Annotated in this window: 18 protein-coding genes; 15 read left to right on the top strand and 3 right to left on the bottom strand. The window is 33.4% G+C overall.

All coding sequences use genetic code 11. The features are described from left to right. Positions 1-26 precede the first annotated feature (26 nt). The 11 genes from bsdtb5_RS16895 (at position 27) to bsdtb5_RS16845 (ending at position 8,240) form a co-directional block, all read left to right on the top strand. Positions 27-998 carry an XkdQ/YqbQ family protein gene (locus bsdtb5_RS16895; RefSeq protein ID WP_271713146.1) on the top strand — a complete coding sequence of 324 codons (972 nt, stop codon included), beginning with the start codon at positions 27-29 and terminating at the stop codon, positions 996-998. Next, complete coding sequence (locus tag bsdtb5_RS16890; protein WP_271713145.1) at positions 999-1,280, top strand: hypothetical protein; 282 nt, start codon at positions 999-1,001, stop codon at positions 1,278-1,280. Next, positions 1,277-1,675 carry a DUF2634 domain-containing protein gene (locus tag bsdtb5_RS16885; RefSeq protein ID WP_271713144.1) on the top strand — a complete coding sequence of 133 codons (399 nt, stop codon included), beginning with the start codon at positions 1,277-1,279 and terminating at the stop codon, positions 1,673-1,675. Before bsdtb5_RS16890 ends, bsdtb5_RS16885 begins: the two co-directional genes overlap by 4 nt. Beyond that, on the top strand, positions 1,668-2,744 hold the full coding sequence (locus bsdtb5_RS16880; protein ID WP_271713143.1) for a baseplate J/gp47 family protein: 1,077 nt from the start codon (positions 1,668-1,670) through the stop codon (positions 2,742-2,744). Before bsdtb5_RS16885 ends, bsdtb5_RS16880 begins: the two co-directional genes overlap by 8 nt. Beyond that, entirely contained in the window at positions 2,734-3,267 is a 534-nt protein-coding gene (locus bsdtb5_RS16875; protein ID WP_271713142.1) for a putative phage tail protein, read from the top strand. Before bsdtb5_RS16880 ends, bsdtb5_RS16875 begins: the two co-directional genes overlap by 11 nt. Beyond that, positions 3,268-3,927: a pyocin knob domain-containing protein gene (locus bsdtb5_RS16870; RefSeq protein WP_271713141.1), complete on the top strand. Its 660-nt coding sequence runs from the start codon at positions 3,268-3,270 to the stop codon at positions 3,925-3,927. Positions 3,928-3,937: 10 nt separating this feature from the next. Continuing rightward, positions 3,938-4,699: a hypothetical protein gene (locus tag bsdtb5_RS16865; RefSeq protein WP_271713140.1), complete on the top strand. Its 762-nt coding sequence runs from the start codon at positions 3,938-3,940 to the stop codon at positions 4,697-4,699. A 24-nt stretch (positions 4,700-4,723) separates the two neighbouring features. Further along, a complete protein-coding gene (locus tag bsdtb5_RS16860) occupies positions 4,724-5,089 on the top strand; it encodes a hypothetical protein (RefSeq protein WP_271713139.1) in 366 nt (121 codons plus the stop codon). A 430-nt stretch (positions 5,090-5,519) separates the two neighbouring features. After that, a complete protein-coding gene (locus bsdtb5_RS16855; protein ID WP_271713138.1) occupies positions 5,520-5,960 on the top strand; it encodes a phage holin family protein in 441 nt (146 codons plus the stop codon). Between the two features lie 122 nt (positions 5,961-6,082). Beyond that, entirely contained in the window at positions 6,083-6,619 is a 537-nt protein-coding gene (locus tag bsdtb5_RS16850; RefSeq protein WP_271713137.1) for an N-acetylmuramoyl-L-alanine amidase, read from the top strand. Between the two features lie 337 nt (positions 6,620-6,956). Beyond that, positions 6,957-8,240: a hypothetical protein gene (locus bsdtb5_RS16845; RefSeq protein WP_271713136.1), complete on the top strand. Its 1,284-nt coding sequence runs from the start codon at positions 6,957-6,959 to the stop codon at positions 8,238-8,240. A gap of 192 nt (positions 8,241-8,432) precedes the next feature. Here the strand turns inward: bsdtb5_RS16845 and bsdtb5_RS16840 are convergent, their stop codons facing one another. Then, entirely contained in the window at positions 8,433-8,612 is a 180-nt protein-coding gene (locus bsdtb5_RS16840) for a hypothetical protein (protein ID WP_271713135.1), read from the bottom strand. 37 nt (positions 8,613-8,649) lie between these two features. Beyond that, positions 8,650-8,820, bottom strand: a complete 171-nt coding sequence (locus bsdtb5_RS16835) for a hypothetical protein (RefSeq protein WP_271713134.1) — start codon at positions 8,818-8,820, stop codon at positions 8,650-8,652. 525 nt (positions 8,821-9,345) lie between these two features. On the opposite strand from bsdtb5_RS16835, the gene bsdtb5_RS16830 reads away from it, so the two are divergent. The 3 genes from bsdtb5_RS16830 to bsdtb5_RS16820 all read left to right on the top strand — a co-directional run bounded on the left by bsdtb5_RS16830 (position 9,346) and on the right by bsdtb5_RS16820 (position 13,339). Next, complete coding sequence (locus bsdtb5_RS16830) at positions 9,346-10,542, top strand: acetate/propionate family kinase (RefSeq protein WP_271713133.1); 1,197 nt, start codon at positions 9,346-9,348, stop codon at positions 10,540-10,542. Between the two features lie 342 nt (positions 10,543-10,884). Further along, positions 10,885-12,159 (top strand): IS4 family transposase, encoded by a 1,275-nt coding sequence (locus tag bsdtb5_RS16825; RefSeq protein ID WP_271712180.1) that lies wholly within the window; start codon positions 10,885-10,887, stop codon positions 12,157-12,159. 451 nt (positions 12,160-12,610) lie between these two features. Next, complete coding sequence (locus bsdtb5_RS16820; RefSeq protein WP_271713132.1) at positions 12,611-13,339, top strand: N-acetylmuramoyl-L-alanine amidase; 729 nt, start codon at positions 12,611-12,613, stop codon at positions 13,337-13,339. Positions 13,340-13,371: 32 nt separating this feature from the next. On the opposite strand, the gene bsdtb5_RS16815 is transcribed toward bsdtb5_RS16820, so the two are convergent. Then, entirely contained in the window at positions 13,372-13,701 is a 330-nt protein-coding gene (locus bsdtb5_RS16815; protein WP_271713131.1) for a hypothetical protein, read from the bottom strand. Between the two features lie 379 nt (positions 13,702-14,080). On the opposite strand from bsdtb5_RS16815, the gene bsdtb5_RS16810 reads away from it, so the two are divergent. Then, positions 14,081-15,883 carry a hypothetical protein gene (locus bsdtb5_RS16810; RefSeq protein WP_271713130.1) on the top strand — a complete coding sequence of 601 codons (1,803 nt, stop codon included), beginning with the start codon at positions 14,081-14,083 and terminating at the stop codon, positions 15,881-15,883. Positions 15,884-15,913: the final 30 nt, after the last annotated feature.

The following is a 15,913-nucleotide window of genomic DNA, read 5'->3' as shown; positions in this document are numbered from 1 at the left end:
AAAAGTCCATAATCAAGGGAGGAATTATGAGAATACTATGGCAGAAACACAATGACAAGAAAAAATATGACATCACCGAATTTATCTCTACAGTAACATGGAGTGGATCAGCTACTCAGGCAAGTCGTTCATTACAAGTATCAGTATTATATAGTCCGCTAGATAAGAATATTCAAGACTTAAATATCAAGATGGGTGATCGCTTAATTCTAAGTGACGATGGTAAAGTGCTAATCAATTCCATGGTCTATAGTAGAGAAAGAACAAGCGAACAAGGTACCATTACATATAGTGGTTATGATGATTTTAATCATTTACTAAAGAGTAATGCAACTTATGTCTTCAAAAAGACAACTCCTGAGAATATCGTTGAAAAGTTATGCAAAGATTTTCAGATAGATACGGGAGATATTGAGAAGACGAAGGTTCCTATCGCCAAACTGCTAATTGAAGGGGATAATATCTACAATATTATCATGAAAGCGTATAGCAGAGCCTACAAAGCAAAAGGGATAAAGTATATGCCGATCATGTATGGTACCAAGCTCTATGTGATTAGAAAAGGACAGAAAATCAAAGATTTTAATCTAAGTGATACCTTAAATATTACATCGAGTAGTTATAGTGAATCCATCGATTCTATCATTAATAAAGTTAAGATATACAATGATAAGAAAGAACAAAAGGGTGTGGTAACAGAAGAAACATCGGTTAAGAAATATGGAATCTTTCAAGAAAGTTATACGATAGAGGATGGTGTCAATTCAGTAACAGCAGCCAAAAACATGTTAGTTAAGGAAGAAAAGACAGCTAGTGTAGAAGCACTTGGACACACATCTTGTATCAGTGGATACGCAGTGGACATAAGCGATTCGATTACTGGGTTAAAGAAGGAATTCTGGATAGAAAATGATACACATACCTGGAGTGGGGGAACTTATACGATGTCCTTAGAATTAGCATTTAAAAATGTGATGGATGTACAGGAGGAAAGTTAAATGAATGGTTATGAGAAGATAATCAGGTTGATGCAGCAACAAAGTAAGAGTCCTTCAAGCATTTTTCTAGCTACTATGGACACCAATTCCTCTTGTAAAGTAAATGGACTTAATCTGGATTCTGAGGATCTATTAATTGCAGAACCTTTGAAAACAGGTTATTACACAAAAGATGGTGATGCCTCGAAATTCATTGAACCAGTGAAAGCAAATGACCTAGTTCTGGTACTAAAAATGAATGAGGAGCAATATGCCATCATTGAAAGGTTGGTGAATCTATGAGTTTTCCTTTTGAAACCGAGGAAGCAGTCATTTTGGAGGAGAATAATCTAAGCCAGTATGAATATGGTATCAATTTCAAGATGGGTAGACTAACAGGGGATAAGGTGGAAGGAATCGAAGCGCTAAAGATCTGGATCTATCTGGCTTTACATACAGCAAGATATCGATTTGTCATCTATAGTTGGGATTATGGCAATGAACTAGACGAGTTAATTGGTAAATCCTATTCAAAAGAATACCTAGAGATGGAATGCAAGGATATGGTAGAACAGTGTCTTCTAGTCAATGAAAAGATTGAGAGCATTGATAACTTTAACATGGCGTTAAACGAGGATAAGTTAACAATAAGTTTTACAGCAAATACAATATACGGGGAGGTGGATATCAATGTATGAGGATCTAACGTATGAAGTAATATTAGAAAATATGCTAGCAAGAATTGATACAGACGTAGACAAAACCGAGGGTAGCCTAATATACAACGCATTAGCTCCAGCAGCTTGGGAACTAGCAGAGGCTTACATAGCAATTGATCATATCTACGATTCAACGTTTGCAGATACGGCTCCAAGAGAGGAGTTAATTCGCAGAGCAAAAGAAAGAGGAATAGCCCCAAGAGAAGCTACGAATGCAATCTTAAAAGGTGAATTTGATGTAGATGTTCCGATTGGAAGCCGATTTTCCTGGAATGATTTAAACTATATAGTGACAGAAAAGATAGAACCTAAAGTCTACAAATTGCAATGTGAAACGGCTGGAACCATTGGTAATAAGAAATACATTCCATTAACTGCGATTGAATTTGTCGAAGGATTGAATGAGGCAAATATAACTGAGGTGCTCATACCAGCAGTGGATGAGGAAGAAACGGAACACTTTCGTGAACGTTACTTCGCTTCCTTTGATAGTCAAGCATTTGGAGGAAATATCGCAGATTACATAAGGAATACAGAAGCAATGGAAGGTGTTGGTGGTGCGAAATATTACCGAGTGAGTGAAGAAAGTAGTCACATCAAGATCCAGATAATTAGCTCTGATTATGGTGTCCCAAGCAATACGTTAATTGATCGAGTTCAAAAGACACTTGATCCGAAAGCAAATGAACAAGGAGTTCTTGCGCAGGGACAAGGTTATGGAATCGCACCGATTGGACATGTTGTAGACGTAGAAGGCTGCAGTAGCATCGTAGTAGATGTTAGTGCGAAATTCACATATGATACAGGTTATAACTGGGATTCCGTGAAGAATAAAGTAGGTTCAGTAATCGAGAATTATTTCTTAGAGTTAAGTAAGACGTGGTCTGATAACCAGAATCTGATTGTAAGAATTGCGCAATTAGAAGCAAGATTATTAGGAGTAGTTGGAATCACGGATATTTCGGAAACTACACTAAACAGCAAAGCTGAAAATCTAATCCTAGAGGCCAATATCATTCCAGTAAGGGGGAACGTAAATGCTAATTAATTATTTACCACCCATACTAAAAGAGATTAAGGAATTCCAAGTATTAATGTCCGATGAGGATGTGGAGAAGGAGAAGTTATTTACCACAGTCGCAGATCTAGAAGCAAATCAATATATAACCAGTGTAACAGAAGATGCAATATCAAGATATGAGAAAATGTTAAAATTAAGTAGTAAAGATACAGAAACTCTAGAAGATAGAAGGTTTCGTGTGTTAGCAAAATACAATAAAAAGTTACCATATACCAGAATTCGCTTGGCAGATGATCTGTCTACCTTATGCGGCAAAGATGGGTATTCCTTAAGCATTGATTATGAGAAACATAAGTTAACAGTAAAGGTTGCTTTAACCGTGAAAGACATGTTCCAAGTAGTCGCAGATTATCTGGAAACCGTTGTTCCTTTGAATATGATGATTGACCTTGTGTTATTGTATAATACTTGGAATATGGTTGGTGAGAAACTCTCTTGGGAAAAAGCGAATACGTATACATGGGAGCAATTAAGAGAGGATGTGATATAATTGGCGAATTATACAAAGAATTATAATTTAAAAAATCCAGCAGCCAGTGATTTTGTAAACGTGGATGATATGAATGGAAATTTTAGTATTATTGATCAAGAGATGAAGAAGATTGCTGAGGTTGCTAATGGGGTTAGTTCGCAGTTGAGTGAGAAAGCGAACATTATTCAGGAATTGGTGGATAGTAAGGGGAAAGCGGATACGCTGGATGGGAAACATGCTAGTGATTTTGCACTAACTAATCATAATCATACTAAAACACAAATTACCGATTTTCCTACTTCTCTGCCTGCCAATGGCGGTAATGCAGATACAGTAGATGGTCATCATGAATCTCACTTTGTTAGGTCAAGAGATTATGGCGGTATAGATGTATCTTTAACAACTTATCCTTATCCATATATGACAGATGTATCTGGACTTGTTACAATGCCTGATACTGGATGGTGGCATGTTATCTATGTTCCACATAGTAACTATGGTGCTGGGTATGGGTGTCAGATAGCTGTATCTTTGAACACAGAGAATAAAACGTTCTTTAGGTCATCTTTAGGTACAACTTGGAATCCTTGGAATCTTGTGTATCACAATGGGAATTCTAAGCCAGTAGCTATTCAGCCATCTGCTCCAGGGGATACCTCGTCCCTTTGGGTATACTAGGAGATAGCTTATGAGTATTAAGATATACGAAAATGGAGCTTGGAGAGATACCAACACTCACAAGATATACGAAAATGGAGCTTGGAGAGATGCCAAATATATGAAAGTGTATGAGAATGGGACTTGGGTTGATAAGATGACAGCTCCAAGTATAATACCTATTGGTAATCTAATATTTGGAAAAGAATACTCAAGACTTAAAAATTGGATTCCTATAGGTATCTACCCACCTGCTTATAGTAACCCTCTCCGTTCAGATATTCTACAGTATAATATGAATGGTAAAGGAAACTTTATTAGATTTGGTATTTATAGTGATACACTTGAATATCGCAACAACATATTTGCTAGGTCTGAATCAGCTATGTATTTATCTGGGGTGTACTTAAAAATGCACTATACAATAAATTGTACAGCTACAAGAGGGGCTAAGTTTTATGTTAATTTAGGTGTTGGAGCACAATCATGTGACAGTTGGTTATCTTCTAATAGCATAGTACTAGAATCTTGTATAAATAATGGAGGAGAGTATCACGGTAGTGATTATTTTGGGGACGTGTATAATATAGCCTATACTGGGGTTCTACTTATATCACTCGAAAGATTTATAAATGAAGGAACTTTGACACTAACTACTCCATATTACATATACACGGGTTTTTCTACTGAATTATCTAACCTATACTCATCTGATCACATGGATTATGTACTAACTATACACAGTATGTGGTTTTCGGATACCACTAAACAAGAGAATGTAAATCTAATATAGGATAACAATAGGAGGAATTTTAAAATGACAAAGCAATTAAGAATTGGAGAAACAAAATTAACAGTAACTAACGTTTACCCTTACAGATATGATGGAGGAAAGGGTAAGCAAGTATTAAGAATTGATATTCAAGAGAGTGCGCATGACTTTGCTACTATTAAGTCAGCACTTGCAAATCAAACTACAACAATAGGCTATTATGAGAGTGAGAATGACACAAATTTCACACTAAAGAATGAGTACGAAAATTATTGTCTTGATTTCAATTGCCAATATAGCAATGGAATCTATTCCGTAGAAATTACTAGATTATCAGATACAGAACAAGACATTAAAGCTTTATCAAGTGCAGTAGCAGATTTGGCATCAGCGATTGGAAGTGAAGCATAATGGTAGATTTTTATGTAAGATGGATCACAGTAAAAAAACAATGACTTTAGAAGAGGTTCCAGCAAAATGGCATAATGAAGTAAAATCCGAGCTTGTTAAAATCGGATTTGTAGCAGAATAAAATACATATTGTTTTAGTTCGCAATCTTAAGAATTTGCGAATACATCCTTACAACAATATCCATACATTAAATATGCGTAGCATATCTAATTAAACTTTAAGCTCTAGGATATGTCATACATTCCTAGAGCTTAAGCAACTAGTTAAAGTTAAATATCCAATCAAGACGGACATTGATTAAAAGATGAATCAATCCTATCTTAAATAAAAACGTAATACTTAATAATATAAATACTTTCAAATCAACAAAGAACCAAATAATAAAAACACCCATCATTAAAATCCATCCCAGAAAGGAGGTCAAACCCCATGACACATCTAATCACCCTATTAAGCACAAACAAATTCATCAGCATTGTAATCATCTTCATCTTCCTAGACACCATCCTCGGTGTCCTTAGAGCAATCAAGGAAAGAAAATTCAACAGTGCCATCGGAATTAATGGAGCAATTCGAAAAGTAGCAATGTTATCATGTATCATTATCCTAGCAATCGTCGATATCATATTCAGCTTCAATATGTCTTTCATGGTTCCAACATCGGTACTGAATGCAACCAACATTACACAAATAGGCATCTGTGAATTTTTCTGTATTCTATTTGTACTCTATGAAGCAATATCGTGTATGAAGAATGCGATGTTATGCGGCTTACCAATGCCAAAGAAATTGAAAAGCAAGTTAGAACAATTCTTAAATGAAATGACAAGTGAAATGCCTACACAATCGGATAACAATAAGAGCAGATAAGTGTGGAGGAATCAGTTACTTCCTCCACTTGTTAAGATTTTATATGAGATGCATGAATCCATATGCGATATATGAATCAATATACTAGATATGCGCAAAAGTAGCATAGAAAGGAGATAAGAGTGAAATTTAATATACATGCAGGCCATAATCCAGACGGAAAGGTTGCCTGTGGAGCAGTTGGATTGATGAAAGAATCCACCGAAGCAAGAAAAGTAGTAGATAAAGTAATCACATTATTAGAGCAAAAAGGACATACCGTATATAATTGTACATGCAATAATGGTATCAACCAACAAGATGTGCTAAAGAAGATTGTCACAAAATGCAATATGCATAAGGTTGATCTTGATCTATCCATACATTTCAATTCAGGAAGAAATGATTATGAGGGAGATGGTAATACTACTGGCGTCGAGGTATGCATTCATTCAAGGACTAGTAAGTCAAAGCCATACGCCAAAAAGGTATGTGAAAACATATCAAAGTTAGGTTATAAAAATAGAGGAATAAAGATAAGACCTGAATTGTATGTATTAAAGCATACAAGTAATCCAGCAATACTAATAGAGTGTTGCTTTGTGGATGATAGAGATGATGTGGATCTCTATGATAGCAAAAAAATGGCACAAAAAATTGTAGATAGCATACTCTATTGAAAACTAATCCATTAATAATCTATTCATATTATTTATAGCCTAAAGTATTAATAGAATATCAAAAATCTATATAACATACTAAATAATACCGTTTGTATTCACTTTCATCCGATGCTATGATAAGATATATAGTAGCGAATCACAATATCACAAGATATTCGGTAGAAGTGGTTGATTCAATTCTTAAGTAATAATTCCGCTAATAATTAATAATAAAGAAAATTCAAGCATAAATAATGATACATAAGCAGAATTATCATAAGCATTTCTACACAATTATCATCAATACTACATAAACATAAGAGTAGAAGATGAATGAAAGATAAGAGGGATACGAATGAAGAGATTAATTAAGAAGAAAGAATTAAAAAGTACATATCAAGAAAAGCTTTTTCAGCATGATTTATATGAAAAGGTAAGATTCCAAAAGAAATCATCCTTAACAAAAGCATTTATCCTAACCACATTTCTACTAACTTTTCTTTTGATCGCCACTACTTCAAAGAATGTTAGTGCTGCCACTGTAGAAAGTGATGAAACTGTGAATGGTGTTAGACAATATGTCATCAGCCCGGGTGGGGAAGACGATTATAAGATTATTGAAAGATGTCTAAGTAGTAATGGTGATAGTGGAGTGAATATTACACTAATGCCTGGAACCTATAACCTAATCTATTCACTAAAAGTATTTAACAATACAACAATTACCGCAACAGGTGCGACAATCATTCAGACAGCGGATGGTAAAGGGCTGCTCATTAATGCAAGGTACGCAGGTAGTAAATATGGTGAAGGTACAAGTGGGTATACGAGCTGTGAAAATATTACGATTGATGGTGGTACTTGGATAGGAACTTACAAACCAGATACAACGAAAACCTTCAAAGATACAGGGTATTATGTAGGATATTCCAGTATAATGTTCATGCATGGAAAAAATATAACAGTAAAGAATGCGAGCTTTAAACATAACTATAATGGTCATTTTATTGAATTTGCAGGAATTAATAATGGTAAGATTATCAATTGTAATCTAAATATGTCAGACAGCATCTATGTTGGAGAACCAAATAATGAGGCAATTCAGATTGATAATACCTATGCTCAGGCAAATTCACCAGTTGGTTCTCCTTGGGATGATACGGCGTGTCAGAACATTACGATTCAAGGATGTAATATCAAATATGTAAGAGGAATCGGAACCAATCGTATCGGTAATTCACCATTTGTTAATATTAAAGTGCTATATAATACAATTGTTACGACAAAAGGAGAAGGGGTGAATGCCTACGATATTAAAGGTTTCACTGCTGACCATAATACGATTAAAGTAACACATAAAAAAGATGATTATACCTCGGTTGGACTTTATCTAGGATTAAGTTCCAAGATGAGTAACTGGGGAACGTATTCCACGATGATATCAAATAATAAGATTACTGGATATAGTGCTGGTTTAAAGATAGTTGGATTCAATGGAGCAACTTTCAATAAGATTACGCTAAAGAACAATACATTTATGTCAACAAAGGACTTGAAGTCTGCGCTAGTATTAGCATATAGTGGAAAACAGATTCTGCAATTAATCAATGTAAATAATATTTTAAAAAAAGTGAATTAATATAAAAAGAAAAGGAAGAAATCCAGGTAACGAATGAATTATACACGTTACCTAGATTTCTTCCTTTTTAATTATTTTGATATATTTATTCGTTAATTTAGATCATCAAACAAGTGAGTTATCAAGTATTTCAATGAACTTTTAAATGGGAAGGATAAGTTAATGCTTAGGGTATCAATACTCGTTTGTTTATTAGTGAAAGTTCATTTCACTAATATCAGTACCACTATCTTTCTCCTCAATGACATCCTCGAGAACATGAATTAGGTCTTCGAGAGAAGTCAGACTGACATCACGTTCCAGAATGGAATTTTTAAGATCAATGGATAAGGATTCAAACTTATCTCTTAGGTCTGGTGATACATAGGACATATTCAATTACATCCTTTCATTAGTGACGAATCCATCACTATTCCGTCTTCTTATTACTGGTCTTATCTTTCAAAACATTATGAGGTTTATCAATATCAGGAATATCACCATCACCGTATTCTGAATTATAGTCGTAATCTAGATTAATACCATCTTTGGTACTAGTACGTTTGGTAGGGGTACTTTTGTTATCATTATATTTCTCCATAGTTTTATCTCCTTTCGCGAATAGTAGTCTAATAGTCTATTCATGAATTCTAGTCTGCGTAGATGATTTAAAAATATTCATAGAATTTAAGTTGAACAAATCATACATAGGAGTGATGGTTGAAAAGCTAGATTGTTAAGACCATAAATGTAATCAGAATAGTAAAGAGTGGAGAAACCTGTATTGTGAAATTGGTATAAAAACTCTTAAGGATAGCAGAAAACACCCAGGGAGTCGGGTGTTTTCTGGTGAGGGGGAGTGTATCATATTGATTAATACACTTTTATTATACGATTAGTAGGAGTTCGTATCAATAATAAAAAAGTGGAATATTAGAGAATATATGAATATACTTGAACATTTACTCAATTCACCATTAATCCATCCTTTTGTTTTCATTAAAATACCAATTCACAGACAATTTATGTATATTACCTTACGTATCAGTAATAATAATATTAATGAATAGTATTTCTAAATGAATACTTGCCAAAATATTATTATGGATAAAGTGAGGAAAACAAAGTGAATATCTTAGTTATGAATTGTGGTAGTTCATCATTGAAATATCAGTTAATTAACATGGAGACAAAAGATGTCTTAGCAAAGGGAATCTGTGAACGAATCGGAATCGAAGGCTCCAGACATGTGTACTCTGCAAAAGATAAGGACAAGAGAGTTATAGAGAAAGCAATGCCAAATCATTCGATAGCAGTTAATATGGTTTTGGAAACTCTAATAGACAAAGAGGTTGGAGTTATAAACGGCATTAATGATATCAAAGCAGTAGGTCACCGTGTATTAAATGCAGGAAAATATTATCCTAACTCTGTCATTGTAGATGAAAATGTCAAAAATGCAATTCGTGATTGCTTTGATCTTGGGCCTCTTCACAACCCAGCCAATCTAACGGGTATTATTGAATGTGAAGCAGCGATGCCTAATATACCTCAGATTGCTGTTTTTGATACCGCATTCCATCAGACTATGCCTCCAAAAGCATATCTCTATGCGATTCCAAAAGAGTACCGAGAGAAATACAACATCCGTAGATACGGTTTTCATGGTACAAGTCACAGTTATGTGTCAAAACGCCTCGTGAAATTTACAGGACTCGATATTAATAACTCGAAAGTAATTGTCTGTCATTTAGGAAATGGTTCTAGTATATCTGCTGTCATGAATGGTAAATGTGTAGACACCACAATGGGATTTACCCCTCTAGAGGGGCTTATGATGGGAACAAGAAGTGGTGATATTGACCCTGCAGTTGTTGAATTCTTAATGAATAAAGAAGGTTTATCAGTAAAAGAAGTAATGGATATTTTAAATAAAAAGTCTGGAGTGCTCGCAATGTCTGGAATCTCTAGCGATTTTAGGGATGTAGAAGATGCAGCAAATAATGGTGATGAAGATGCTATCAATACGCAGGAAGCATTTTCCTATCGTGTAGCAAAATATATTGGAGCGTATGTTGCAGCAATGAATGGTGTTGATGCAATCGCATTTACAGCTGGAGTAGGAGAAAATGATTCTGCAATTCGTGGCTTAGTATGCAAGTATCTAGGTTACCTTGGGGTTGTGATTAATCCAGAAGCAAATAAAGTAAGAGGAAAAGAAAGCGAGTTAACGACTCCCGATTCTAAAGTGAAGGTATGCATTATCCCAACGGATGAGGAAATGGCAATAGCAGAAGAAACGGTAGCTTTAATAAGTAAATAGAAATTCACTGGTTAGGATGTCAAAAGTCTTATTTAGTTTACTGAGTGTATATCGCTGTATAATTATGAATTTTGGCTACCTTTCCCTCAAGCATCATATTTTTTACAAGCCTCAGGACAAGTGAAAATACTCACTCACGTTCCTATTTTCACTTTGAGTCTTGACAAAATATAGACGATACTTTCGGCCGGACTACCAATGTCGTCAACTTAAGAATTTACAATTTAATACTGTATAAAAAATAAACATAATTTTGTTTATAATGCAAATTGACAAACAAATGTTTGCTCCAAAATTTTAATAGATACATTTTTACTATTAAATTTTGGAGGACTTCATATTATGATTAAAAAAATATCATCTTTATTAAAATCAGTTAATAACCTTATTACTAGCGAAGAGTTTATTGAAAAACATAGGATTAATCAAAAAAGCTTTAATCGTAATCGAAAATTAACTTTTAAGGATATTATTTTATTCCTTTTAAGTCAGCCACAAAAATCTTTATCTGTGGCTCTTTCCGATTACATAGATTCTTCAAACCTTGCAATTGACTCAATTTCAAAACAGGCTTTTTCAAAAGCTCGCTTTAAAATTAAACCTGATGCTTTTCGTGAAATTTTTCTAATGACTACTGATGTTAATAAAACAAGATCAAACCTTAATACTTGGAATGGTCACCCTGTATTAGCGATTGATGGTACTTCATTGCAGATTCCTAACACAAAAGAAAATCAAACTTATTATGGTTCTAAAAAAAATCAATATGACCCTGTCGCTCTGGCTTCTGCTTCGGCTTTGTATGATGTTTTGAATGATAACTTACTTAATACAAAACTCGTTCATTATCGTACTTCTGAATTAGTTCAAGCCCAAACATTAATCGATGAATTTAATTTAAATCAAGTTCACGGAGAGAAAGCACCAATTATTATTTTTGATAGAGGTTATCCATCTAGAAAACTCTATGCGCAACTTCAAGAAAAGCAATGTTTCTTTGTAATGAGACATAAAACAAAGTCCCATGGTGCGTTAAAAGCGGTATATCAATGTAATTATGGTGATACTTCAATACAGTATTCTCATAACGACTGTTCCTATCCGCTAAGAGTTATAAAGTTTGATTTGCCATCAGGCTTACAAGAGACACTTGTTACAAATCTTTTTGACCCCAATATAACTGTTGAAATGTTTAAAGAACTATATTTTATAAGGTGGGGGATTGAAACGAAATATCGTGAAGTCAAATCGATATTAAAGCTAGAAAATTTTATGGGCATAAAACCGGAAGCAATTGAACAGGAATTTTATGCTGCGATGTTTGCTTCAAACCTATTATCAATGTTTGCTTCTGTTTGCAATGAAGAAATATCTAATATTCAACAGGAAACAAAGAAAACAACATGTTATAAAACAAATAGAAATATTCTAGTAAACTATCTTTTTAATAAGCTATATACTTTGATTTGTAACTATCGTATTGCTAAAAAGGTTATTAATAATTTGATAAAAATAGGTATAAAAAATCGCTCACAAGTACGTACAAACCGTTCTTATGAGCGAAAGAAAATGCGAAGCAGGATGAAGTTCTCCCAGAACACAAAATCCACTTTATAATATACATTGTAAAATGAAAAACTGCTCGCTCATATAGTTTACACTATTTTTATAAATAATCAAATATGATGTTTTATTTTTGTACAATTTTTTGTAACCTTTTTTACTACAAGTGTTAAGTTGACGACATTGGCCGGACTACGCCAAAATTAATAATTACACATCAATATACACAATTTATGTTGAGAAAGACTTTTAACATACTAACCTTTACTCAAATTTCGAAGTTAATAAGTTTATTGAATACATGATAAATTAAAGGTTGAGTTATCTAAATTATCATAATTATTTAAAGGCAATACAGCTAAGGCAGATAGCCAACTGTATTGCCTTTTTATGCAGATGTCTCCTATATTCAACTATAAAAGAAATTTGTACATCACCTAAAATATGAACATTTTCGACCAAAAAGAATAAAATAGTATAAGAGAGATAGAAAGGGAGTTTATCTATGAGAATAAATATACATGCAGGTCATAATCCAGATGGAAAAGTAGCTTGTGGAGCGGTTGGAATATTAGAAGAATCAACCGAAGCAAGAAAAGTGAAAGACTCTCTGATTAAAATCTTAAAATATCATGGACACACTGTATATGACTGTACTGTGAATAATGGAATGAGCCAGTCAGATGTATTAGCTAAGATTATTAAGAAGTCCAATGCACATAAAGTTGATTTGGATGTTTCAATACATTTTAACAGTGGTCGAAATGACTATGACGGAGACAACAAAAATGGAGGAGTAGAAGTATTTATTTATTCAGAAGATTCCAAAGGAAGGCAATATGCAGAAGAGATCTGTAAGAAGGTACAGAAATTAGGGTATAACAATCGAGGCATAAAGATTAATAATAACTTATATGTATTAAAGCATTCTCTTTCATCCGCTATTTTAGTTGAATGTTGTTTCGTTGATGATGTAGATGATGCTATGTTATATGATTATGATAGAATGGCAATTGCCATAGCTTCTGGTATCCTAGGAGAAAATCTTTTGGAAGCGATAGTAACGAAAGATAATGTGACACTTCATAAATCAGAGAGCCTGGATGCGATATCGATAGGAAACCTTAGAAAGGGCGATAAGGTAAATGTGTTGCGAATTAGAAAATTATTTATAAAAGTTCGTATCGATGGAAGAACAGGGTGGGTATATAAGAAATACCTTAAAAGTTTATAAATATAAGAAGTTGAGCCACTATTATAGTGGCTCTATTCTTCTGTGTTTGTTTCATTTGTAAGGTTTTGCATATTTTCTGTTTCAGATTCTTTAAATACCTCTTCATTATTGTTTTCAACATTCATTTCTTCCGAGCTATTATTCGGAGTTGTCTTTTCCTTTGTGCAATTATTTACGTCTTCTGCTTCCTTTTGTTTTTTTTCAAGATTTAATAGAAATTCATTTTGTAAACGTATAGTATTCAGCGTATCGCTCAGCTGGCCAAAAGCGGATACGAGTACTAGAAGTTCTTCATTTGTAGAACATTTTGAAATAGCACAAGCAACAGCTGTTATAGAAGCAACAAGATCACAAGATTGCATAATTATACCCATTGTATAACGCATTTTATATACAGAGGAATTATACAATAGGTATAAAGAACTGTATATAAATGTGTTATCGCCACAATAAATGAAGCTGAAAGAATTCTAATATGGCATTCCTTTCATTGGTATTATGATTATTTATATTCAAAATAGTGTAATAGTAGAAGAGATAATTACGGCTTAATTCCCTTTACTTAGCATAAGAAATGATAGATATTACTTTGAAACTATGATATAGTAATGAGAAGAAGTCCTAGGGCAAAAATATGTTGCTTAAAGGAAAGGTAGCCAAAATTAATAATTACATAGCAAGATATATTCAGTAAACAAAAATAAGACTTTGAACACTTTAATCTAGAAAGGTTTTTTATATATGAAGAAGAAATTATTATTATTAACTGTCTTCTTTTGTATGCTGTTATTTACAGCATGCAAAGGTACAACTATTACATCAACAACTAAATTTAATCAAGATGGGTCTGGAATTCGGACAGTATCTGCAGTGCTATCGAAAAAAGATGTGAAGAAGATGAATCTATCTTTTGAACAATTAGATAAATTATTAGAAGGTGTTGCACCAGAAGCTGTTAATCTATCAAGAACGATGGATGACAATAATAAGGATGCTACCTATGAATTCTCTTTCGCTTTCTCAGATATTGCTGATTATAATCAGAAGATTCAAGAGATTACAGCCGAGAGCCATGATGCAACTTGGTATTCTGACTCTTCTATATTTAAGAGTGACATCAACTTTTCTGAGACACAATGTACTTATGATCTCGTAAAATGGGCTTTTAAAGCATTAGAAAAGGCTGGGTATTCTGGAGCATTTGATAGCCTAGATCTATATGAGATAGGAAATAATAATATATATTATAATAATAAGCTAGTCTATCAGGAGAGTGGAGAAAATGATAGTCCAAGCTTTCAGATTCCTAATGCACAATTATTAAAGAAAATATCCGCATATTCTAAATATGATCGAAATGGTAAGTTATCAAAACAATTTGTACTTGAATTTAATAAAAAGAATTTTTCAAAGCTTAATATGAATATGGCGAAAAGCCTATTAAGCCAATATTCCAGTGAATTTAATATAGATAAGAAAAAGGCAACCATTACATTAAATCTTGATAGTGAAGAGAAAATCAGAGATTTCTTATCCAAAGCAGATGATTCCTATCAGGCAGATAATCTAAAATATCAGATGGAAGACTCAACACCATTTGTTTTACACTTTGCCTTTATGGAGAATTATAACTTATCGAAGTTTTTCAATAATTTTGCCATAGATACAGAATATATCAATAATTATTTGGCATTACCAGAGAACATTGATTATGAAGATAGAATCTATTACGAACCAAATGAAGCAGACGAGACCCAAAAGGGATATCAATATGCAAGTAAATATAGAGTAACTGATACTTATAAGACGAATTTTACAGCGAATCATCAGGTAAGTGTTAGTGATATCCATGTACTTTATGAGATGAAGAAAGGGTATCATCTAGCACTTAAGACAACCTTTACACTATATCAGATGGATGGTAATCTTAGCATTGACCGATTAAAGGCTTATTATCAGAAGAAAGCAGATGATATAGAGGTTGAAAGTACAAAAGATGCATATACAGTTACGTTAACGAATCTGTATGTGTGGAATGGTAAAAAAGATACTAAGTCAGAGTTATCTCATTTTGTTAGAAAGAAAAATACGTTACTTAGAAAAGAAGATGAATATCGTAGTGTATATCAATTGAAAGATTATATTCCAATTGATAGCAATGCAAAGATAGAGTATGAATTTAATATTGCAACATCCTTAGGTCTTAAGAAGCTAGTCTATAACGGAAAGAATCTATTGCAGGATAGTGAAGGTAGTAATTCGGACAATAAGAAATCGGTTAGTGTAGAATACCATGAGGCAGAGGGGTATCGTATTAAGCTTACAGAAGGAAATCTTACAAAGAGCAATATTAAAATGGAATTCGTAACAACAAAACCTATAATTCCATATATTGTGGTACTATTCATTCTTATTGTTATAGTCACTGTGATTGTTATATCGATGAAAGATCTAAGAAATAATGAAGACAGTACAGTCTTAGATAACTGGATAACACGTGTGAAAAATATAATACAAAGATTACGAAAAGAGAAAGAAAACTAGCCTGTAAACCTATTTAGTTAAAGGAGAACC

This window comes from Anaeromicropila herbilytica (assembly GCF_016591975.1).
In the GTDB taxonomy this organism is placed as follows: domain Bacteria; phylum Bacillota; class Clostridia; order Lachnospirales; family Lachnospiraceae; genus Anaeromicropila; species Anaeromicropila herbilytica.
Note: the sequence above shows the minus strand (reverse complement) of the source record. Positions and strands in the feature narration are given on the sequence as shown.

Excerpts from the sequence above, each read along its gene's own strand:
- bsdtb5_RS16860 (WP_271713139.1), top strand. The coding sequence starts at position 4,724 with ATGACAAAGCAATTAAGAATTGGAGAAACAAAATTAACAGTAACTAAC.
- bsdtb5_RS16840 (WP_271713135.1), bottom strand. The coding sequence starts at position 8,612 with ATGTCCTATGTATCACCAGACCTAAGAGATAAGTTTGAATCCTTATCC.
- bsdtb5_RS16875 (WP_271713142.1), top strand. The coding sequence starts at position 2,734 with ATGCTAATTAATTATTTACCACCCATACTAAAAGAGATTAAGGAATTC.
- bsdtb5_RS16895 (WP_271713146.1), top strand. The coding sequence starts at position 27 with ATGAGAATACTATGGCAGAAACACAATGACAAGAAAAAATATGACATC.
- bsdtb5_RS16820 (WP_271713132.1), top strand. The coding sequence starts at position 12,611 with ATGAGAATAAATATACATGCAGGTCATAATCCAGATGGAAAAGTAGCT.
- bsdtb5_RS16880 (WP_271713143.1), top strand. The coding sequence starts at position 1,668 with ATGTATGAGGATCTAACGTATGAAGTAATATTAGAAAATATGCTAGCA.
- bsdtb5_RS16845 (WP_271713136.1), top strand. The coding sequence starts at position 6,957 with ATGAAGAGATTAATTAAGAAGAAAGAATTAAAAAGTACATATCAAGAA.
- bsdtb5_RS16855 (WP_271713138.1), top strand. The coding sequence starts at position 5,520 with ATGACACATCTAATCACCCTATTAAGCACAAACAAATTCATCAGCATT.
- bsdtb5_RS16885 (WP_271713144.1), top strand. The coding sequence starts at position 1,277 with ATGAGTTTTCCTTTTGAAACCGAGGAAGCAGTCATTTTGGAGGAGAAT.
- bsdtb5_RS16825 (WP_271712180.1), top strand. The coding sequence starts at position 10,885 with ATGATTAAAAAAATATCATCTTTATTAAAATCAGTTAATAACCTTATT.
- bsdtb5_RS16865 (WP_271713140.1), top strand. The coding sequence starts at position 3,938 with ATGAGTATTAAGATATACGAAAATGGAGCTTGGAGAGATACCAACACT.
- bsdtb5_RS16890 (WP_271713145.1), top strand. The coding sequence starts at position 999 with ATGAATGGTTATGAGAAGATAATCAGGTTGATGCAGCAACAAAGTAAG.
- bsdtb5_RS16835 (WP_271713134.1), bottom strand. The coding sequence starts at position 8,820 with ATGGAGAAATATAATGATAACAAAAGTACCCCTACCAAACGTACTAGT.
- bsdtb5_RS16815 (WP_271713131.1), bottom strand. The coding sequence starts at position 13,701 with ATGCAATCTTGTGATCTTGTTGCTTCTATAACAGCTGTTGCTTGTGCT.
- bsdtb5_RS16810 (WP_271713130.1), top strand. The coding sequence starts at position 14,081 with ATGAAGAAGAAATTATTATTATTAACTGTCTTCTTTTGTATGCTGTTA.